Here is a 20,560-nt window from a genome sequence, read left to right on the forward strand (position 1 = left end):
GTTACTGACCGCGCAGGAACAGGCGATCCAGGTCCGCCACGGTCAACTGGATCCACGTCGGGCGGCCGTGGTTGCATTGGTCGGCGCGTTCGGTGGCTTCCATCTGGCGCAGCAGTGCGTTCATCTCGTCCAGGTTCAGGCGGCGGTTGGCGCGCACGGCGGAGTGGCACGCCAGCGTGGCGAGCAGTTCGTTCTGGCGTTCGGCCAACACGCGCGAGCCGCCGTAGGCGTGCAGATCGCGCAGCACGTCACGGGCCAGCGCCTGCGCATCTGCCTTCTGCAGCAGTGTCGGCACCGATCGCACGGCCAGCGTGGTCGGCGACACGGCGGAGATATCGAAGCCGAGCAGCGTGAGCGTGTCGCGAAATTCCTCTGCAGTGCCGATCTCCACCGGGCTTGCGGCAAACGTGACCGGAATCAGCAGCGGCTGCACTTCGACGCGCTTGGTTTCGAGCGCGGTCTTGAGCTGTTCGTAGAGGATGCGCTCGTGCGCGGCATGCATGTCGACGAGCACCATGCCGCGCGTGTTCTGCGCCAGCACGTAGATGCCATGCAACTGGGCCACGGCAAAACCGAGCGGATGATCGTCGTCGTCATCGGCCCGTGGCGCTGCAGCCTGCTCTGCAACGGCGGCGGGCGTTTGGACAGTCGCGGTGCCGCCGTCGAACAACGTTGCGGCGCTCGGCACATCGGTCATCCACACGGGGCGGCTCGCCGGCATGGGCGCGCTATCGCCGCGCATCATCGACAGGTATTCCGCACGCGGCTGCGCAATGCCGAGCGACGTCTGTCGCGCAGCCATCTGGTTGATCCAGCGCGTGGTGTTGTCGGTAGGCGAAGGCGCTGCCGTAACCCCGGCAACCTCGGGCGCATCGGTAATGTCGGTGCGCAGGCTGTCGCCCTGTTCGCCGGCGTGGCGGGACAGCGCGCGTTGCACCGCGTGATAGACGAACTGGTGCACCGCGCGGCTGTCGCGGAAGCGCACCTCGATCTTGGACGGATGCACGTTCACGTCCACCGCTTCGGGCGGCAACTCCAGGCACAGAACGTAGGCGGGGAAACGGTCACCGTGCAGCACGTCTTCATAGGCGCTGCGCACGGCGTGTGTGAGCAAACGGTCGCGCACGAAGCGGCCGTTGACGTAGAAGAACTGATGATCAGCCCGGCCGCGCGAGGCGGTTGGCAGGCCCGCGAAGCCGAACAAACGCAGTTCGCCGGCAGATTCTTCGAAGGGCAATCGCGCCCGGGCGAATTCGGTGCCGAGTACGGCGGCGGTGCGCGAGTCCGCCTGCGTGGCGTTCCAATGCTCCAGGGGTTTCCCGTTGTGATGCACGGAGATGGCCACGTCCGGCCGCGCGAGCGCGGTGCGGCGGATCACCTCCATGCAGTGGCCCAGCTCGGTCTGCTCCGTCTTCAAGAATTTGCGGCGCGCCGGCGTGTTGAAGTACAGATGCTGCACATCAACCGTGGTGCCGACGCCGCCCGAAGCCGGCTGCGCCCGCCCGGTTTGCGCAATGATCTGCGTGGCGTGAGCGTCGTTCGCTGTGCGCGACGTGAGCGTCAGTTCCGCCACCGAGGCAATCGAGGCCAGCGCCTCGCCCCGAAACCCCAGCGTCGCCACCGATTCCAGCTCTTCCAGCGAGCCGATCTTGCTGGTCGCATGCCGCATCAGCGCGACGGGCAATTCGCCCGCCGGAATGCCACCGCCGTTGTCGGTGATGGCAATGCGCCGCACGCCGCCTTCCTCCAGCTTGATCTGAAGCTGCGTGGCGCCGGCATCCAGTGCGTTTTCCAGCAGCTCCTTGACCACGGACGCGGGCCGTTCGACCACCTCGCCGGCCGCGATCTGGCTGATCAGCTGGTCGGGAAGCGGGCGGATGGGGCGGCGGGAAGTCGAGGCGGAGGTCATCGCGGCATTATAAATGTCACGCCCTGTGCGGCGCACCGACGCAAGCCCGGCAAGCGCAAGGGGAAAATTAATTGACATCCGGTATCATTCCCCGCTGCTCAATCGGGGGTTGGTTTGGATATCGTGATGCAACTCGTCGACATCGTTCTGCATGTCGACAAATCGTTGGGACTGCTCATTCAGCAGTACGGCGCGTGGGTCTACGTGCTGCTGTTCGCCATCGTCTTTGCCGAGACCGGCTTGGTGGTGCTGCCCTTCCTGCCCGGCGACACGCTGCTCTTCATTGCAGGCGCCATGTGCGCCACGGGTCAGATGGACGCCTGGCTGCTCATCGTGCTGCTGGTGACTGCCGCCGTGACGGGCAATACCGTTAACTATTTCGTTGGCTCCTGGATCGGGCCCAAGGTATTCGACGGTCACATCCGCTTCCTTGATCACGAAGCGCTGATGAAAACGCATGGTTTCTACGAGCGCCACGGTGGCAAAACGCTGGTGATGGCACGCTTCATCCCGGTGGTGCGTACGTTCGCGCCGTTTGTGGCGGGCGTATCGAAGATGACGTTTGCCAAGTTCCAGCTCTTCAACATGATCGGCGCCGTGCTGTGGGTGGCGATCCTGGTGTTGGCGGGCGAGGCATTCGGCGCCGTACCCATCATTCGTGACCACCTGAACACGATTGTGCTCATCGGGCTGGGCGCGGCGATCGTGCCGCTGGCGCTGGGCGGGCTGTGGAAGCTGCTCAGGCGCCGTCGGGGCGCTGTGACCCCGAAATAGGCGTCAATTCAAGTTCTTGCTCATGGCGCGCAGCGTTGGCATGCGCTCCTTGAGCTTGGCTGTATCGGCTGCATCGGGCCGGGCATCGACGTAGGCTTCCAGGTCTTCCAGCGCGGGCCGGAAGCACTCCAGGTTGGCGTAGGCCAGCCCCCGATCGCGCACTTCCTCGATCGAGTCAGGCAGCAGAATCACCAGACGCTGCTGCACCGCCAGCAGGCGTTGCCAGCGCGATTCCTGCAGATAGATCGCTTTCAGATTGCGCAGCATGCGCGCGATGATCTCGCGGTGAGTGGCCACCTGCAGGAACACCCCGAGCGGCACCGAGTTCGGGTCTTCAATGCCTTCCTTCTCCAGGTACGGGTCGAGCATGTCCTGCAACTCTTCCTTCGACAGCGTCTGGCCCGTCAGCGGATCCAGCACGACCTCGCCCGCAGGAATGCTCATGCGCACCAAAAAGTGGTTGGGAAAAGACACACCCTTGAGGGGCAGGCCAATCTGCTGGCCGATCTCCATCAGCAGCACCGCCAACGAGATTGGAATGCCGCGCCGACTCTGCAGCACCGCATTCAGATAGGAGTTCTCGGGATCGTAGTAATCGTTTGCATTGGGCCCGAAGCCCAGCTCGCGATAGAAGAACTGATTGAGCAGGCGCAGGCGCTGGATGGCCGGCGTGCCGTCGGCGATGCGGTTTTTGATTCGCGCGACAAGCACGTCAATGGCGGCAAGCTCTGCCTGCAGGTCCAGATCCGGATACGCGTCCTGCGCAACCGACAGGGCGGTTTCTGTGAGGGGAATGCTGTCGTCGTCCGCGACCAGGGCCGAAAAATAATCGAGGACTTTAGTGGTCATCAGATGGCCTTTTTTCGGAACGTGGAAAACTTCAATCCGGTGAGCCACAGTGTACCGAAATAGACCACCGCGCACAGGACCAGGCTTGCCCCCAGCAGCGCGATGCGCACGAGCGGCTTGGCGCCCAGTCCGACCCAATCGAAATTGTGGGCGAGCCATAGCAGTACGCCAGCCAGCAGCAGCACGGCCGATATCACCTGTGCGATGAACAGTCCCCAGCCCGGCAGCGGATGGTAATAACCGCGCCGGCGCAGGCCAAAGAACAGCAGCGCCGCATTGATGGTTGCGCCAAAGCTGATCGACAGCGCCAGCCCCGCGTGTCCGAAAATCGGCACGAAAACATAGTTGGATAACTGCGTCGCCACCAGCACCACCAGCGCAATCTTCACCGGCGTGCGGATGTCCTGCCGCGCATAGAAGCCCGGCGCCAGGATCTTGATGACAATCAGCCCGATGAGCCCCACGCCGTATGACGTCAGCGCTTGGCGCGTCATCTCGACGTCCATGCCGGTGAATTTGCCGTAGTGGAACAGCGTGGCTGTGAGCGGCGCGCCGAACACGAACAGCCCCACCGCAGAAGGCACAGCCAACAGCACGGTCAGCCGCAGGCCCCAGTCGAGCAGTGACGAGTACTCTTCACGGTTGTTGTCGGCGCTTGCCTTCGACAGGCTTGGCAGCAGGATCGTCCCGAGCGCCACGCCCAGCAATGCGGTAGGAAATTCCATCAAACGGTCTGCGTAGTTCAGCCACGACACGCTGCCCGTCGGCAGGCGCGACGCGATGTTGGTGTTGATGATGAGGCTGATCTGCGCGACCGACACCGACAGCGTGGCCGGCAACATCTGCTTGAGCACGCGCCGCACGCCCGGGTGATGCCACGCCGCGCGCACGTTGAACGACACGCGGGGCAGCATGCCCACGCGGCGCAATGACGGAATCTGAATGGCCAACTGCAGGATGCCGCCCACTATCACGGCATAGGCCTGTGCATAGATAGGGGTTTCAAGGTACGGCGCCACAAACACCGCTGCCACGATGAACGACAGGTTCAGCAGCACGGGCGTGAAAGCCGGCACCGCAAACTGCCGCCACGTATTCAGAATGCCCGACGCCAGCGCCACCAACGATACGAGCCCGATGTACGGAAACATCACGCGCGTCATGAAGATCGCCGAGATATAGGCTTGGCTCTCGTGCTCCTTGAAACCCGTCGCGACAGCGGTGACGATCAACGGCGCGCCGATCACGCCCAGCGCCGAGATGATCACCAGGAACCATGTCATCACCGTGGCCACGGAGTCGACCAGCGCGCGCGTTTCCGCCTCCCCCTGACGGTTCTTGAATTCGCCCAGGATTGGTACGAACGCTTGCGAGAACGCGCCCTCGGCCGAGAGCCGGCGCAGCAGGTTCGGGATGCGGAAAGCGACGTTGAAGGCATCGGTGTACACCGAGGCGCCGAAGGCGCGGGCGATCAGCGTTTCACGGATAAGCCCGGTGATGCGCGAGAGCATCGTCAGGCCGCTGATCGTGGCAAGTGTTTTGAGGAGATTCAAGATGAATGCGTGGTTGGGCGCCGCCTGGGGAGGCAAACACGGCGATGGCGGTCTGACCGACGGCGCCATGCGGGGTTCGCGCCCGCGTGACTGACGTGACCGGAGGGCACAATTGCGGCCGTATTATAGGGACCGGCTCGCCATGCGCCCAAAAGTGCCGCAAAAGCCGCAAACTGCAGTTATCCGGGTGATTTCACAACAGGGTTTGCGTTGGGCGCGGAAGTCTGCGTATAATTGCTGTCTTTCACCAATTTGCGCGCTTCGGCCTTCCGTGTCTCCCGGGGCGCTTGCTACCGTTTCTTCAGGGATTTTTCCATGGCAAACACCGCACAAGCACGCAAGCGCGCACGCCAAGCCGTCGTTCAGAACGCTCACAACTCGGCTCTGCGCTCGCGTCTGCGTACCGCAATCAAGGGCGTCCGCAAGGCTGTGGCCGCTGGCGACAAGACTGCCGCAGCTGCTGCATTCAAGACTGCCCAAAGCACGATCGACAGCATCGCTGACAAGAAGATCGTCCACAAGAACAAGGCTGCACGCGCCAAGTCGCGTCTGTCCGCTGCCATCAAGGCAATGGCTGCCTAAGTTCGGGTGATGCCGGCCTAGCCGGCATGGCGCGACACGCAACGTCGCGCTCCGACGATAAAAAAGCCCGTCTTCGGACGGGCTTTTTGCATTCTGCGCGCCTGCAATGTGCGAGGCGCTGCGCGGAGCGATGTTCTTAGCGGATTAGCTTTTCGTGGGAGCGCCGCCTTCGGGCAGGATGCAGGCTTCCACAAGTTGCAAGTTGTTGTCGTGCGCGAAGTTCAGCACGAAATCCAGCGCCTTGGGTTCGATATCGCGCAGACGCTCGTCAACGAACACGCTGCGGATGCCGCCCGACATGACGGGGCGCACATATGGGGAGTAGGTGAAGCGGGGGTCTCCGATATCACCGGCGGGGCGGAACTGCGCCATCACGCCGCACAGCCGATCGGCCCAGTCGCTCGGGCGGAAGGTCTTTCCGTCGCGGGTGACGCCCTGGATAAAGAATTGGCGAGGGTTGGCTGCCATGGACTGCGTGGGGCTGTGGAGATTTGCAAACGACTTCGACCGTGCGGGTGCCGCAACGTTCGAGCGGGGTGCACTTGTGGTGCGGATGATGCGCCTGCCTGGTTGCCGATTCATGAACCGGACGGACCGGCTCGTCGTGCCGGTTTGCGGGCGGTTGCGGCATCCGAAGCAGCCAGTATTATATCTTATATAAGACTTTCATCGGCCTTTCACCTGGGCCCTTATGGTAGCCGCCAGGACAGGCGCGAAACTCGCCAAATGAGTGGCGATCCCGTATGATGGGCTGAATCTTCAACAGGCAAGGCGGCTAGGGCGATGTGCCACGGGATGTTCCCGGTGCGTCATCTGCAGGCCGCCTTCGTTGTTTTATGAACCCACCAAGCTCGATCAAGCACTACCTGCAGTTCAAGGACTTTTCGCTGGAAGAGTACGAATACCTGCTGGACCGTTCCGCGATCCTCAAGGCCAAGTTCAAGAACTACGAGACGTGGCACCCGCTGCACGACCGCACGCTGGCCATGATCTTCGAGAAGAATTCCACGCGTACGCGTCTGTCGTTCGAAGCCGGCATTCACCAGCTTGGCGGCCATGCGGTCTTCCTGAACACGCGCGATTCCCAGCTGGGGCGCGGTGAGCCGATCGAAGACGCCGCGCAGGTCATCTCCCGCATGACTGACATCATCATGATCCGCACGTTCGGGCAGGAGATCATCGAGCGTTTTGCCGCGCATTCGCGCGTCCCGGTCATCAACGGGCTGACCAACGAATACCACCCGTGCCAGGTGCTGGCCGACATCTTCACCTTCATCGAGCAGCGCGGCCCCATCAAGGGCAAGACCGTCACGTGGGTGGGCGATGCCAACAACATGGCCTACACGTGGATCCAGGCGGCTGAGATTCTCGGCTTCCGCTTCCATTTTTCTGCACCGAAGGGCTATCAGCTGGATCCGGCCATGGTGGCCGATTCCGCTTTGCCGTTTGTGCATGTGTTCGAAAGCCCGCTCGAAGCGTGCGACGGCGCGCATCTGGTGACCACCGACGTGTGGACCAGCATGGGCTATGAGGCGGAGAACGAAGCGCGCAAGAAAGCCTTCGGCGACTGGATGGTCACCGAGGCGATGATGCAGCGCGCGCAACCCGATGCGCTGTTCATGCACTGCCTGCCCGCACACCGCGGCGAGGAAGTCGAGGCGGCCGTCATCGACGGCAAGCAAAGCGTCGTGTGGGATGAGGCGGAAAACCGCCTGCACGTGCAGAAGGCGCTGATGGAATACTTGCTCTGCGGTCGTTACTAAACTCGAGCCTGACGCCATAGAAAAAGGCCGCTCCGATTGACGTCGGAGCGGCCTTTTTGCCTTGAAGCGGCAGGCAGTTACTTCTTGCCGCCGTCGAGTTGGGGCAGCGCGTTGGCGGTGCCGAGCGACAGCAGGCCCGCCTTCGAGTAGATCGCCAGCTTGTCGCGCGTGTCCATCAGGTCGAGGTTGCGCATAGTCAGTTGGCCGATGCGGTCGGCGGGGCTGAACGGTGCGTCTTCGACCTTCTCCATCGACAGACGCTCAGGTGCGTAGGTCAGGTTCGGCGATTCTGTGTTCAGGATCGAGTAGTCGTTGCCGCGACGCAGTTCCAGCGTGACGGTGCCGGTCACGGCGCGAGCGACCCAGCGCTGGGCAGTTTCGCGCAGCATGATCGCTTGCGGGTCGAACCAGCGCCCCTGGTACAGCAGACGACCCAGGCGCAGGCCGTTGATGCGGTACTGCTCGATGGTGTCTTCGTTGTGGATGCCGGTCACCAGGCGCTCGTAGGCGATGTGCAGCAGCGCCATGCCCGGGGCTTCGTAGATGCCGCGGCTCTTGGCTTCGATGATGCGGTTCTCGATCTGATCGCTCATGCCCAGGCCGTGACGGCCGCCGATGCGGTTCAGCTCCAGGAACATTTCCACCGGGTCTGCGATTTCGCGGCCATTGACGGCGACTGGACGGCCTTCGTCGAACGTGACCGACACTTCTTCCGCCTTGACCTCGACTTCCGGCTTCCAGAACGCCACGCCCATGATCGGGTTGACGATGCGGATGCCGCTGTTCAGATGCTCCAGATCCTTGGCCTCGTGCGTGGCGCCCAGCATGTTGCTGTCCGTCGAGTACGCCTTCTCGGCGCTCATCTTGTAGCCGAAACCTTCCTTGGTCATGAAGGCCGACATTTCAGCGCGGCCGCCCAGCTCGTCGATGAAGGCCTGGTCCAGCCAAGGCTTATAGATCTTCAGCGCCGGGTTGGTCAGCAGGCCGTAGCGGTAGAAGCGCTCGATGTCGTTGCCCTTGAAGGTCGAGCCGTCGCCCCAGATGTTGACGTCGTCTTCCTTCATGGCGGCGACCAGCATGGTGCCGGTTACGGCGCGGCCCAGCGGCGTGGTGTTGAAGTACGTGATGCCGCCGGTGCTGATGTGGAAGGCGCCGGCCTGGATGGCGGCAATGCCTTCATTGGCAAGTTGTGGGCGGCAGTCGATCAGGCGGGCCTTCTCTGCGCCGTACTCCATGGCCTTGCGCGGGATGGCATCGTAGTCTTCCTCGTCGGGCTGGCCGAGATTGGCGGTGTAGGCATAGGGCAGCGCGCCCTTGTTCTTCATCCAGCGCAGCGCAGCGCTGGTGTCGAGACCGCCGGAGAAGGCAATGCCGACCTTCTGGCCGACGGGAACGTGTTGCAGGATGGTTTCCATAATCTTTCTCTTCAAATAGCCGTTCAGGATTCAAACCGGCTCACGATCCGTAGCGAGCGCTCCGAGGTTGGTTCGAGAAGCGCAGCCGTACATGGGTACGGCGAGCATCGCAGGGCCAAGATCGGAATGCGCAGTAGGATCGTGAGCCGGTTTCAGGCGTAGTGGCAGATGTAGTGGTAGGCCTCGGTCACCCGAATGTCGAACTTCGAGTTGGCCGGAACCTGGAAGCTTTCGCCTGCGCCGGACGTCTTCCATTCATCGCTGCCGTCGAGCTTGTATTCGCACGAACCGCCCACGCATTCCATGATCTCGGCGGCGGCCGTGCCGAAAGTCAGCGTGGCCGGCAGCACCACGCCTACGGACTTCTTGGTGCCGTCAGGCAGGATAAAGCTGTGGCTGACGCACTTTCCGTCAAAGTACACATTGGCCTTGGTGGTCAGGCGGACGCCGTCAAAGGTTTCGGTGGTCATGAAATGGAGCGCGAAAAGGGAAGTCGTAGGGACAAACCAATCATTTTAGGCTATTGGGTCGACCGCGGGTACGTCAGGCGAGGGCTGCCAGGGTCTAGACGGACGGGATGTGGCGCAAGGTGCTCAAGAAGCCCGTCCGCCGGGCTATTTACACCACCACGGGTTCGGGTTCGATGCGCACGCCAAAGCGCGCATGAACCGCGTCCTGAATCTCGCGCGCCAGCGTCATCAACTGGACCGCGCTGCCGCCGCCACGGTGCACCAGCACCAGCGCCTGTTTTTCATATACGCCCACCGCGCCGCTCTGCCGGCCCTTGAAGCCGCATTGATCGATTAACCAGCCGGCTGCGAGCTTGTACGTGCCGTCGGGCTGCACATATCCGACCAGATTCGGGAAACGCTCGACGAGGGCATCGCGCGTGGCGGCATCGACGATGGGGTTCTTGAAGAAGCTGCCGGCGTTGCCGATCTCAGCCGGGTCGGGCAGCTTGCGGCGGCGGATGGTGACCACCGCATCGAAGATGTCCTGGGCCGTCGGGCTGGCGATATGTTGCGCGGCCAGCTCGCGTGCGAGTTCGGCGTAGTGCGTGTCGGGCTGCCAGTCGACCGGCAGGGCGAACGTCACCTCGGTGATGACGTAGCGATCGGCACCGGCGCGTTTGAAGACGCTGTCGCGGTAGCCAAAGGCGCAATCGGCGGCGGTAAGGGTGACGAATTCGCCGGCGTGGCGGTCGTAGGCGCGCAGGGAATGGAAGCGGTCCTTGATCTCGACGCCGTATGCGCCAATGTTCTGGATGGGCGCGGCGCCCACCGTGCCGGGAATCAGCGCGAGGTTTTCCAGCCCAGGCAAGCCATGCGCCACCGTGTGGGCGACCAGGCCATGCCACGATTCGCCGCCGCCTGCGGTGACGGTGTGGACTGCGCGGCCATCGACCATGCTTCGGCCGGTGGCGATGCCCGGAATCTCCATCAGCAGCACGAGGCCTTCGAAATCGCGCGTGAGCACGACGTTGCTGCCACCACCCAGCACCAGAACAGGCAGGCCCTGCACGCGCGGGTCGGCCAGCGCGGCGGGAATGTCTTCCGGCGTGCGCACGTGGGCGGCGTAGCGAGCGGTGGCCTCAAAACGGAACGTGTTGTGCTGGCCTAGGGGATAATGCGTGTCGAGCAACGCCATGGCGCCAAATCTGCTGGGAAAGCCGAGATTATAGAAGCCATGGCGCACGCGGCACCCGTAGCGAGGCGCCGCCGCAACCCGAATTCAAGTCTGCAAGGAGAACACGATGCCGTCGTTTGACGTGGTATGCGAAGCCAACATGGTGGAAGTGAAGAACGCCGTGGAACAGGCCAACAAAGAAATTTCGACGCGATTCGACTTCAAGGGCTCCGACTCCCGCGTCGAGCATAAGGAGCAGGAACTCACGCTGTTTGCCGATGACGATTTCAAGATCGGCCAGGTGAACGATGTGCTGATGAACAAGCTTGCCAAGCGCAACGTCGACGTGCGCTTCCTCGACTATCAAGACAAGCAGAAGATCGGCGGCGACAAGATGAAGCAGGTCGTCAAGATCAAAAAAGGCGTCTCGGGTGATCTGGCCAAGAAGATCGTCAAGACCATCAAGGACAGCAAGATCAAGGTGCAGGCAAGCATCCAGGGTGATGCTGTGCGTGTGACGGGCGCCAAGCGGGATGACCTGCAAAGCGTGATTGCCATGCTGCGCAAGGACGTGAGCGACACGCCGCTGGATTTCAATAACTTTCGCGACTGAGCCCGTCGCGCTTCCAGGCAAAACGCCCCGCACGAGCGGGGCGTTTGCATTTGCAGCGGCAAAACCTCACTGCGACAGCTTGGTCACCTTCAGTGCCGGATCGGCGGCGATGGCGGCTTCCGAGAACGGCAGCCGGTTCCAGCGCTTGGCAGAGAACTCGCGCATCTGGTCGAACGCATGCGGCGATGCCGGATCGGTCGATTCACCGTAGGTCAGAAGCGCATCGGCCACGGGGCCCTGATCGTCGAACGTGACGGTCTGGATGTAGCTCGTGCCGAAATACACCTGCAAGCCCTTCGGCCCGATCGGCGTACTTTGCAGCTTGTTCAGCACGCCTTCGTACTCCTCGCCACCGTGCAGGGCGATATCGCCACCCGGCGTGTGTGCCGCCTGGACAGTGCCTAGCGGTGCATCCAGCGCAAAACCGGCGGTGCGGACGGCACCCACCGCCTCCTTCAGGGATTTGAACACGGCCGTGCGCACTGTTGCATCGCTCATGCGCAGGTTGCGCGGCGTGTGGATCGGATCCGCCGGGTTGAAGTCGACCGCGTAGACATGCGGGATGTCCTTGGCGTGCATCCAGAACTCGCGGAACAGGTGCGCAGCGCGAGCGTCGACGTTGTCCGTGAGGTTCCATTGCGCAAGAGCAGCGCAGCCATCGCGCACATCGGCATCGAGGTTGTCCGTGGTTTTGCAGGCGGCGAGCAGATCATCGCGCACGAGGTGGCCGGCGAGGTTGGCGTCACGGAAGATCATCGCCTGCAGGTTCGGCAGGTTGACCTTGTTGCCGGGCAGCCCGTCGGTGCCGGCGAGGCGGCGCTCGATCTCGATCAGGCCGATGCGGGTGCGCAGGCGTTGCGGTACGTCGGTCGAGCCCATCACCGGTGAGAACCCGGTCATCTTATGCGCCGGATTGCTCAACCACGAGCTGTCGTTGCTGTTGGCGACGTAGTCATCGCGCTCCAACACCGGCATGCGTGCGGGCGCCACCAAGCCCGGCACGGGCGATGCCGGATCGACCTGCCAATTGCACGCACTGCGTGAGCCGTCGAGCAGCACCAATCCCACGCCCTTGAACAGCTTGTCGGCCAGCGGAGACGGCGCGCAACGCTTGAGCGCTTCAGCCGACACATCCGGCGTGGTCGACACGTCGGCAAACAGCGCACGGCCGTTGCGGTCGGTGGCAATCGTGTTCACCCAGGGGATGCCGAGGTTGCTGATGGCCTGCCGGATGCCCGCCACGTCCTTGGCCTGCGCGATATGCAGCCACGTATCGATGGAGCGCGTGTTGTTGCGATTGACGTCGCGCAGCGTGTAGGCCTTTTGCGAGGTCCATGGCATGCCACCGGCGGGCATCGACAGCACCGGCCCGTACACCGTGTTGTAGAAGGTGTGTGTGCGCCGCTCGATGCGGCCGTCTGGCAACTTCACGTCAAACGCGACGGTGCGCGTCGTCATTTTGTGCGGCTTGCCGTCGATCAGGTAGGTGGTCGGATCGCCCTCGGCCAGTTTCAATTCGAACAGCGTGAAGCGGCGGCCGGTGGAAACGGTGTGCGTCCATGCCACGTCTGTGTTGAAGCCGATGCTGACGACGGGGAACGCGGCAATCGACGCACCCATCACGTCCAGCTTGCCCGGCACGGTCAAGTGGACTTGATAGAAGCGGTTGGTGGTCGTCCACGGGAAGTGCGGGTTGCCGAGCAGCACACCGCGACCGTTGTCCGTGGCGGCCTTGCCGAAGGCCCATCCGTTGGAGCCGATCGGCATGTCGCGCAGTTGAAGGTCGCGGTCGAGTGCAGCGGTGTCGACGGCATGCGGTGGAATGACCGCCGAGGCAGGCGCGCCGCCCGGCGGCTGCGCGGCGACGATGCTCGCCAGCATGGCGCCCGCGCTGGCCTGGATGGCCTTCTCTTCGCCCATCAGCATCATGTCGGCCACCGTGAGGGGGCGGACCCAGTCGGCATTGCGGCATGCTGCCGGACGGTTGGCGGCCGGCGTGTCTTTCAGATAGCGGTTGTAGCCCGCGATGTAGCCGCGCAGCAGCTCGCGCGCTTCAGGCGACATCTGTGCATAGCCAGCGCGCAGGCCAGCTTCATCAAACGCACTCTTGAAGAAGGCGTCGGCTTGCGCGTTGGGCACCGGTTTGAACGACACCACGACGGTGCCGTCTGGCCCGAATGTCTTCGAGCGCTCGCCGTGGACAGTGACGACCTGGTCGGCGAGCAGGCACACGTTGTCCTGCGCATAGGCATAGGCCATCCCGAAGCCGAGGCTGGCGTAGTCGTTGGCCCGGATGTGCGGAATGCCGAAGCGGGTGCGGCTGATTTCGGCCGAAAGGCCGGTGTCCGAAGGCGTGGCCCAGCCGCTGTCTGTGCTGGCGCAGCCGGCCAGTGCCGTAAGCGCGGCCATGGCAAGCGTGGCGCGCGGTGCGAAACCCTGCATGAATCGCTGCATCGTGCGTTGTCTCCTGAGGTCGGTGTTGTTATGGGCGGTTGCGTCTGCGCGCAGCCGTCGCCGCATCGTCAATCGGGCTGGTCCTATTCGAAAGAGGTATTCCCGCCAAAGTTGGGGTCGATATCGCCACGCGGATTGTGGCCCGCGCCTATACTCGTGCATGCCCAGAATCGACCTGCTGACCTATCCCGACGTCGCCTTTTCTACGTTGGCGACCGCTGCCGACACGCTTGGCGTGGCCAATGCGCTGGCCTCCATGCAGGCGGGCAAGCGGACCGATGCTGCCAAGACGCCGGTGTTCGGTTGGCGACTCATCGCGCGGGACCCGTCGCGTTGGCAGGCTGCGGCAGAAACGCTCGCGTGCTCTTGTGACGCACTACCGGAAGAGGACACGCAGCTTGGTGATGCGTTGATCGTCCCCCCGCTGCATTTCGACCACATCGGCACGCTCGAGCAGCGTCTGGCCTTGCTGGAAGTGGAACGCGCCACGGTCCGCCGTTATCTGGATGCAGGACGGTTGGTAGCGTCATCCTTCACAGGCGTGGCGATGCTGGCCGACGTGCTGCCGCCCGGCCAGCGCCTCACCGTCACGTGGCTGATTGCCGGATGGGTGCAGGGCAATTTCCCCAGTCTGAAGGTGGTGCCGGCGCAGGCCATCATCAGCAGCGGCAACGTCATCACGGCGCGGGCCATGGAGCATGGCGTGGCGCTCATGCACCGCGTGGTTGCACGGCTGGCTGATGCGCGGCTCGCGCGCACGCTGGGCAATACGGTGCTCGATCACCCCTCACGCGGCGAGGCGATCGGCATCTGGCTGCGCAGCAAACCGGCCATCCGCGACAGCGTTGTGCTGCGCGCCCGGCGTTACCTGCAGCAGCATCTGCACGAACCGTTTGATCTGGGGAAACTCGCCGCCGTCGCCTCGACCAGCGAGCGGACGTTGTTGCGGCATTTCACGAAAACGGTGGGGATGTCGCCGCTGCAATTGCTGCACCGGCTGCGCGTGGAACGCGCGTGCCACCTGTTGGAAGTCAGCACGCTGAGCCTGACGACGATTGCCGAGCAGTGCGGCTATCAAGACATGTCCGCCTTCCGGCGGTTGATCCGGCGGCACACGGGCCGGCCGCCGGGGGAGCATCGGCGCGCGCATTCGGTGCGCGCCGAGCTGCGAAATTAAGCGGCCTTTTTCTTCTCGCCGATGCGGCTTTCCTTGCCGGCCAGCAGCTTGGCGATATTGGCACGGTGGCGCGCGATGAGCAGCACCGCCATCAGCGCAACCGCCCCGGCAATCCAGTCGAAGCCGTTCATCAGCACGTAGAAGAACGGCGCGAACACCGCCGACACCAGCGCCGCCAGCGACGAGTAGCGGAAGAACACGGCGATGATGAGCCACGTAGCCAGCGTGGCCAGCCCGAGCCACACGTTCAGCGCCAGCAGAATGCCCGCCGCCGTGGCCACGCCCTTGCCGCCTGCAAAGCGGTGGAAGACGGGAAACAAGTGGCCCAGGAACACGGCGATCACCACGAGCGCGATGCCGGTCTCATCTACGCCAAAGCGTGGCGCCAGGAATAGCGCCAGCCACACCGCCAGCCAGCCCTTGGCCGCATCACCGAGCAGCGTGATGATGGCTGCCTTCTTGTTGCCCGAACGCAGCACGTTAGTGGCGCCGGGGTTGCCCGAGCCGTAGGTGCGTGGGTCTGCCAGACCCATGGCGCGGCTCACCACCACGGCAAACGAAATCGAGCCGATCATGTAGGCGGCCACGGCAAAAATGACGGTTGCGACGACTGGTGACATATGGAATGTGAGAAATCAGGCTGCGGGATTGTAGCGTGGCCGCAAGCGTGCCCCAGCGGCGGCGTTCGTTTCAATCGGGGTTTGCACAATTGACGGGCTGCGCGTTCAGCACCGACGTCAGCACGCTGGGCGCCAGGCTCACCAGAAAGCCGCGCCGCCCGCCGTTGATGTAGATGCGCTCCAGCTCCAGCACGCTCGCCTCCACGTACACCGGCATCGCCTTACGCACGCCAAACGGCGATGTGCCGCCGACGAGGTAACCGCTATGCCGCTGCGCTACCTCGGGCTTGCACGGGTGCACGGTCTTCCGGCCGGTCTGCCGCGCGAGGTTCTTGGTCGAGACTGAGCAATCGCCGTGCATCAGCACGATCAGCGGCTTGGCGTGCTCGTCTTCCATGACGAGCGTCTTGACGACGGCGTGCTCGTCCACGCCAAGTTGGCGGGATGACTCGGTCGTGCCACCCTTGTCGACGTAGTCGTAGGTGTGTTCGGTAAAGGCCACGCCATGCGCCTTGAGGTACTGCGTGGCGGGCGTCTCGGAAACGTGCTTGGACTTGCTCATACGGGGCAGGGAAGAACGATCACTATCCGCGCGGATGGTGCTGCGCGTGCAGCGTGCGCAGCCGCTCGCGCGCGACGTGGGTGTAGATCTGCGTGGTGGAAATATCCGCGTGGCCGAGCAGCATCTGCACCACGCGCAAGTCTGCGCCGTGGTTGAGCAGGTGCGTGGCAAACGCGTGCCGCAGCGTATGCGGAGACAACGGCGCGTGGATATCGGCGAGCAGCGCATAGCGGTTGATGAGATACCAGAACGCCTGGCGCGTCATGCCTTCTCCGCGCGCGGTGACGAACAGCGCATCCGCCGTGCGCTCGCCGAGCAGCGCCGTGCGGCCATCGCGTAAATAACGCCGCAGCCAGTCGCCCGCTTCGGCGCCAAACGGCACCAGACGATCCTTGCCGCCCTTGCCGCCGACCACGCGCACCACGCCTTCATTCAGGCCGACTTCCACCGTTTTCAGCGCGACGATTTCCGACACGCGCAGCCCGCTCGCATACATCAGTTCGATCATCGCGCGGTCGCGCAGGCCGAGCGGCGTGTCGACATCGGGCGCGTTGATGAGCGCCTCGACTTGCGTTTCGGACAGCGTCTTCGGAAAGCGCGGCGGCTGCTTGGCCGTCGGCAGCAGTCGCGACGGATCGGTGCTCACAACGTGCTCGCGCAGCGCCCACTGGAAGAAGCGCTTGAACACGGTGCGGCGCCGGTTGGCAGACGATGCCCGGCTCTCGGCGTGGCGTGCGGCGAAGTAATCGGCCAGGTCACCGTCTTCGGTTTCGGTGATGGACTTGCTGCGCTCGGCCAGCCAATGCGCATAAAGCGTCAGGTCGCGCCGGTACGCATCGAGCGTATTGCGGGCGAGGCCGTCCTCCAGCCACAGTGCGTCGCAAAAGCGTTGGATGGCATCTGCGCTTTGTGGCGGCAGGGCCGGGGATTCGGGGTCTTTCTGTGCAGCCTTTCTCATATCAGCATCACGCCTTCGTGGCGCAGCAGCCAGTGCTTGATGTTCAGCAGGTAGCCATCTGTGTGGTGCGAAAACCCGCCGATGCCGGACGCGCTCACCACGCGGTGGCAAGGGATGAGGATCGGGAACCAGTTGTCGCCGCACGCCTGCCCGACCGCGCGCGGCACGCTGCCGATCTGTTGCGCGATGGTGCCGTAGGTGATGACGCTGCCGCACGGGATGGCGCTGATGACCTGCCACACGCGGTGCTGGAAGTCCGTGCCGGCGGGCGCGAGCGGGATATCGAAGGTCGCGCGGGGATTGTCGTAGTACGCGTCGAGCTGGCGAGCCAGCCTGGCGATCAACGCGTCTGATGAATCGACGAGGGGCGTGCTATCGGGCAGGTAAACGAGTTCACGCAGGGCGCCGTCGGCCACGCGCACGCCCAGCTTGCCGAAGGGCGCTTCCAGAACGGCGTCGAAAGGGGATGGCATGACAGGGGCCGGCGCTATAAACAATCCTGCGAATCTAGCACAGGCCCCCAGGCAGGCAGCGTTACTGATCCAGCTTGATGTTCTGCTGCTTGACCAGCGTGCGCATCTTGTCGAATTCACGCTTGATCTCGGCCGTGTGTTGCTGCGGCGTATTGCCGACGGGCTCGGCACCGGCACCGCGGAATCGATCGACCAGGCCCGGATCTTTCAGCGCCTTGACCGAAGCTTCGTTGAGCTTGCGGATGATGTCGTCCGGCGTGCCGGCCGGCGCGACAAGTCCGTACCACGCCGGGTCATTTGCGTCCTTCAGGCCGACTTCGGCAAAGGTGGGCACGTCGGGCAGGCTATCGATGCGCTTGTTCCACGCCACCACGATTGGCCGTAGCTTGCCGCTCTTGATGAACTGCATGGACGAGGGCAGGTTGTCGACCATGATCGGCACCTGGTTGGCGAGCACGTCGTTCAGCGCAGGCCCAGCGCCGCGATATGGCACATGGACCATCTGCGTTTTGGTCAGCACCTTGAACTCTTCCCCCAGCATGTGGCCGATGCCGCAGGTGCCCGACGTCGCGAACGAATATTTGCCGGGGTTGGCCGTCAGCGCCGCGACAAACTCCTTGTAGTTCTTGGCCGGAAAGGTTGGGTTGACCGCAATCACGTTGGCCACGGTGGCCAGGTTGGTGATCGGCTTGAAATCCTTGAGCGGGTCGTACGAAAGCTTCGGGTTGCACGCCGGGTTGACGGCATGCGTGGAGACGGTGGCGATGCCGATCGTGTAGCCGTCCGGCGCAGCCTTGGCGATGGCATCTGCGCCGATCGAACCGCCGCCGCCGCCCTTGTTTTCCACCACCACGGCCTGGCCCAGCACCTTGGAAAGCTGGTCGGCCACGCCCCGCCCCACGATGTCCGTCGTGCCGCCCGGCGGAAACGGAATGATCAGCTTGAGCGGCTTGGCGGGGTAGTTGTCGGCCAGCGCCGGCCCGCACAACAGCGTTCCAGCGGTGGCGATCAGGCTGGCGATCAGTCGTCCCTTGGTCATCGTCTCTTCCTTGTAGCTTGGTGTGCGTTCTGCGTTCTTGTGGGGAAACTGCTGAATAGCACAACGGCAAACGCCAGCCACACGGCAACCGGGGAAACCCTGAAAAGCCAATCGTCAGATTGTCAGGTTCCGAGCAACCCGCTTTTCAGATCGCGGTCGACCGGGCTGTTGCCGATGAAGATGCTGAGCACAGCCTGGTAGAAATCTTCGCCGGGGATGGCCTTGGTGCGCGCCACGCCATTGATGCTGATGGTGGTGCCGGCATCGGGCGCGTAGTCGAAGTTGATGGTGTCGCCGCGCTTGGTGGAGCCAATCTGGCGCATCGCGTCCTCCAACTGCGTCAGACGGTTGGCCAGCCTCTGCAACTGAATTTCCGTCTGGTTTCGGTGGATGCCGTCGTTCAGCGCGTGGATGAACGTATCGGCGCCCACATCGCGCAGCGGGTGGATCTGCAGCCGCTTCGGCCCCTTCATGCCGAGGATGACCGCCGCGTTCTTCGCACGCTCGGGCAGGTACAAGCCGGCGACATAGCCCTTGATGACAAATACTGAACGCAGGCCCGTGCCGTTGAGTAGCAGTTCGTGGCCGGCCACGCGTGCGGCGTCATCGAATGGCACGCCCTCGACGTTCACCGTTGCCCATGCCGGGCTTGCGCACGCAGCGCAGAGCATCGCGCCCATGACGCCGCCACGCCACGCACGTGCCATCCAGAATGAGCGGGCACAGACAGCAACTTGCAAGGCGCGACGGAGATGAACAAGAGCGGAAAACATCGAAGTGAGCGGTTTGAGATTAAGCCGCCATTTTCCCGATATTTTATTTGCAAACAATCAGTGTCTGCCCTGATGCGCAAGCGTTTGCGTACGAGGTGGTATAAGGCCCTGCCGACGTCAGTCTTAAGCGGTATTCACAAGCTTGTGTTAGACGCGCGTTGTTTTGTTTTTAAAACAATCGGTAGGCCACGTGAAAAACTAGATTAAGAGCGCCTCACAATGTTCATACGCGGGTGTGATCAATCGCAGGAAGTGCTCACGTCATTGGGCGAGCGCCCATGCGACGTGTTCGCGGACGAGCGCCGAGGTGTCATCTGCGCGTGCATGGAGGGCGGCTGTCAGTTGCGTGCGAGTGGCATCCGAGAGCGGGCCGCGCAGCGCGTTACCAATCGCCACGGCAATGTTGCGCAGCCAGCGCTCGTGGCCGATGCGACGGATCGGACTGCCTTCCAACCGCTGGTTGAATTCGGCGTCGGTCCAGTTGAACAGCTCAGCTAACGTGGCCGCATCCAACCCGTTGCGCACGTCAAAGTCGGGCAGGTTGGCCGGCACTGCAAACTTATTCCACGGACAGATGAGCTGGCAGTCGTCGCAGCCGTAGACGCGGTTGCCCATCGCCGCGCGCAGCTCAACCGGAATGCTGCCCTTATGCTCGATGGTCAGGTACGAGATGCAACGGCGTGCGTCGACCGTGTATGGCGCGACGATGGCCCGCGTGGGGCAGACGTCGATGCAGCGTGTGCAGTTGCCGCAGTGTGGCTCCACGGGCGGATCAACGGGAAACGGCAGATCGACGAGGATTTCACCGAGGAAGAACATCGAGCCCGCATCGCGGTCCAGCAGCAGCGTGTGTTTGCCGCGCCAGCCCAAGCCGCCGTTGGTAGCCAGTGCCACTTCCAGCACCGGTGCTGAATCGGTGAACACCCGAAAGCCGTACGGCCCCACGGCACCGGCAATCTTCTCTGCCAGCTTTTGCAGGCGCTGGCGCAGCACCTTGTGATAGTCGCGGCCGCGTGCATAGAGCGAGACGGTGGCGTCTTCGGGGCGGCGCAGGCGGTCCCACTCGACGGCACGCCAGTCGCTGCCGGCCATTCGCGGATTATCCAGATGTGGCAGATACGGCATCCGCGCGACGATGGCGCGTACCGTTCCGGCAACAAGTTCGGCCGGGCGTGCGCGGAGCATGCCATGGTTCGCCATATAATCCATGTCACCGTGAAACCCCTGCGCAAGCCATGTCTGAAGCCCTTCTTCAGCATGCGACAGGTCGACATCGGCGATGCGGACCGCATCGAAACCGAGTTCGGCGCCCCAGGAGCGAATCTGCGCCACAAGCGCGTGCATGCCGGCCGCATCGGCTGGCAAGCGTGCATCCAGGTTCGTTTCTGGTGATGACGTGGGGGTGGCGGACATGCCCAAA

General features: G+C 63.4%; 20 protein-coding genes. 5 read left to right on the top strand and 15 right to left on the bottom strand.

The features are described 5' to 3' along the window. Position 1: 1 nt before the first annotated feature. On the bottom strand, positions 2 to 1,909 hold the full coding sequence (gene mutL, locus ACEN9T_RS12095; protein ID WP_413707827.1) for a DNA mismatch repair endonuclease MutL: 1,908 nt from the start codon (positions 1,907 to 1,909) through the stop codon (positions 2 to 4). Positions 1,910 to 2,035: 126 nt separating this feature from the next. Here mutL and ACEN9T_RS12100 point away from each other — a divergent pair, with 126 nt between their 5' ends. Then, positions 2,036 to 2,683: a VTT domain-containing protein gene (locus tag ACEN9T_RS12100; RefSeq protein WP_092972586.1), complete on the top strand. Its 648-nt coding sequence runs from the start codon at positions 2,036 to 2,038 to the stop codon at positions 2,681 to 2,683. 3 nt (positions 2,684 to 2,686) lie between these two features. On the opposite strand, the gene ACEN9T_RS12105 is transcribed toward ACEN9T_RS12100, so the two are convergent. Further along, complete coding sequence (locus ACEN9T_RS12105) at positions 2,687 to 3,532, bottom strand: SirB1 family protein (RefSeq protein ID WP_413707828.1); 846 nt, start codon at positions 3,530 to 3,532, stop codon at positions 2,687 to 2,689. Next, a complete protein-coding gene (murJ, locus tag ACEN9T_RS12110; protein WP_413707829.1) occupies positions 3,532 to 5,085 on the bottom strand; it encodes a murein biosynthesis integral membrane protein MurJ in 1,554 nt (517 codons plus the stop codon). The genes ACEN9T_RS12105 and murJ overlap by 1 nt, the downstream gene beginning before the upstream one ends. A gap of 315 nt (positions 5,086 to 5,400) precedes the next feature. Here murJ and rpsT point away from each other — a divergent pair, with 315 nt between their 5' ends. Then, positions 5,401 to 5,667 carry a 30S ribosomal protein S20 gene (gene rpsT, locus ACEN9T_RS12115; RefSeq protein ID WP_004631753.1) on the top strand — a complete coding sequence of 89 codons (267 nt, stop codon included), beginning with the start codon at positions 5,401 to 5,403 and terminating at the stop codon, positions 5,665 to 5,667. 144 nt (positions 5,668 to 5,811) lie between these two features. Here the strand turns inward: rpsT and ACEN9T_RS12120 are convergent, their stop codons facing one another. Then, the gene (locus ACEN9T_RS12120; protein ID WP_092972592.1) at positions 5,812 to 6,135 is read right to left on the bottom strand and encodes a DUF3579 domain-containing protein; all 324 of its coding nucleotides are present in this window, start codon (positions 6,133 to 6,135) and stop codon (positions 5,812 to 5,814) included. 368 nt (positions 6,136 to 6,503) lie between these two features. On the opposite strand from ACEN9T_RS12120, the gene argF reads away from it, so the two are divergent. Further along, positions 6,504 to 7,430: an ornithine carbamoyltransferase gene (gene argF / locus ACEN9T_RS12125; protein ID WP_024974875.1), complete on the top strand. Its 927-nt coding sequence runs from the start codon at positions 6,504 to 6,506 to the stop codon at positions 7,428 to 7,430. Between the two features lie 77 nt (positions 7,431 to 7,507). Here argF and argG read toward each other — a convergent pair whose 3' ends face one another. From argG to murB, 3 genes are all read right to left on the bottom strand, one after another. After that, positions 7,508 to 8,845: an argininosuccinate synthase gene (argG, locus tag ACEN9T_RS12130; RefSeq protein ID WP_413707830.1), complete on the bottom strand. Its 1,338-nt coding sequence runs from the start codon at positions 8,843 to 8,845 to the stop codon at positions 7,508 to 7,510. A gap of 152 nt (positions 8,846 to 8,997) precedes the next feature. Continuing rightward, positions 8,998 to 9,315, bottom strand: coding sequence for a pyrimidine/purine nucleoside phosphorylase (locus ACEN9T_RS12135; RefSeq protein WP_092972596.1), 318 nt, complete (start codon positions 9,313 to 9,315; stop codon positions 8,998 to 9,000). 148 nt (positions 9,316 to 9,463) lie between these two features. Continuing rightward, positions 9,464 to 10,492, bottom strand: coding sequence for a UDP-N-acetylmuramate dehydrogenase (gene murB / locus ACEN9T_RS12140; protein ID WP_413707831.1), 1,029 nt, complete (start codon positions 10,490 to 10,492; stop codon positions 9,464 to 9,466). Positions 10,493 to 10,598: 106 nt separating this feature from the next. On the opposite strand from murB, the gene ACEN9T_RS12145 reads away from it, so the two are divergent. Further along, positions 10,599 to 11,084, top strand: coding sequence for a YajQ family cyclic di-GMP-binding protein (locus tag ACEN9T_RS12145; RefSeq protein WP_009241389.1), 486 nt, complete (start codon positions 10,599 to 10,601; stop codon positions 11,082 to 11,084). A 66-nt stretch (positions 11,085 to 11,150) separates the two neighbouring features. Here the strand turns inward: ACEN9T_RS12145 and ACEN9T_RS12150 are convergent, their stop codons facing one another. Further along, on the bottom strand, positions 11,151 to 13,538 hold the full coding sequence (locus tag ACEN9T_RS12150; protein ID WP_413707832.1) for an acylase: 2,388 nt from the start codon (positions 13,536 to 13,538) through the stop codon (positions 11,151 to 11,153). Positions 13,539 to 13,698: 160 nt separating this feature from the next. Here ACEN9T_RS12150 and ACEN9T_RS12155 point away from each other — a divergent pair, with 160 nt between their 5' ends. Further along, positions 13,699 to 14,715: a GlxA family transcriptional regulator gene (locus ACEN9T_RS12155; RefSeq protein WP_092972602.1), complete on the top strand. Its 1,017-nt coding sequence runs from the start codon at positions 13,699 to 13,701 to the stop codon at positions 14,713 to 14,715. On the opposite strand, the gene plsY is transcribed toward ACEN9T_RS12155, so the two are convergent. From plsY to queG, 7 genes are all read right to left on the bottom strand, one after another. Then, entirely contained in the window at positions 14,712 to 15,335 is a 624-nt protein-coding gene (gene plsY / locus ACEN9T_RS12160; protein ID WP_413707833.1) for a glycerol-3-phosphate 1-O-acyltransferase PlsY, read from the bottom strand. The two genes, ACEN9T_RS12155 and plsY, sit on opposite strands and share 4 nt — an antisense overlap. 70 nt (positions 15,336 to 15,405) lie before the next feature. Continuing rightward, complete coding sequence (gene ybaK, locus ACEN9T_RS12165; protein WP_092972606.1) at positions 15,406 to 15,897, bottom strand: Cys-tRNA(Pro) deacylase; 492 nt, start codon at positions 15,895 to 15,897, stop codon at positions 15,406 to 15,408. A 22-nt stretch (positions 15,898 to 15,919) separates the two neighbouring features. Beyond that, positions 15,920 to 16,855, bottom strand: a complete 936-nt coding sequence (xerD, locus tag ACEN9T_RS12170; protein ID WP_413707834.1) for a site-specific tyrosine recombinase XerD — start codon at positions 16,853 to 16,855, stop codon at positions 15,920 to 15,922. Then, the gene (locus tag ACEN9T_RS12175) at positions 16,852 to 17,328 is read right to left on the bottom strand and encodes a methylated-DNA--[protein]-cysteine S-methyltransferase (RefSeq protein ID WP_413707835.1); all 477 of its coding nucleotides are present in this window, start codon (positions 17,326 to 17,328) and stop codon (positions 16,852 to 16,854) included. The genes xerD and ACEN9T_RS12175 overlap by 4 nt, the downstream gene beginning before the upstream one ends. 61 nt (positions 17,329 to 17,389) lie before the next feature. Next, positions 17,390 to 18,367, bottom strand: a complete 978-nt coding sequence (locus ACEN9T_RS12180) for a tripartite tricarboxylate transporter substrate binding protein BugE (RefSeq protein WP_413707836.1) — start codon at positions 18,365 to 18,367, stop codon at positions 17,390 to 17,392. A 122-nt stretch (positions 18,368 to 18,489) separates the two neighbouring features. Continuing rightward, the gene (locus ACEN9T_RS12185; RefSeq protein WP_092972614.1) at positions 18,490 to 19,140 is read right to left on the bottom strand and encodes a chalcone isomerase family protein; all 651 of its coding nucleotides are present in this window, start codon (positions 19,138 to 19,140) and stop codon (positions 18,490 to 18,492) included. A gap of 261 nt (positions 19,141 to 19,401) precedes the next feature. Then, positions 19,402 to 20,553 carry a tRNA epoxyqueuosine(34) reductase QueG gene (gene queG / locus ACEN9T_RS12190; protein ID WP_092972616.1) on the bottom strand — a complete coding sequence of 384 codons (1,152 nt, stop codon included), beginning with the start codon at positions 20,551 to 20,553 and terminating at the stop codon, positions 19,402 to 19,404. Positions 20,554 to 20,560: the final 7 nt, after the last annotated feature.

This window comes from Ralstonia sp. Ralssp110 (assembly GCF_047325135.1).
In the GTDB taxonomy this organism is placed as follows: Bacteria; Pseudomonadota; Gammaproteobacteria; order Burkholderiales; family Burkholderiaceae; genus Ralstonia; species Ralstonia mojiangensis.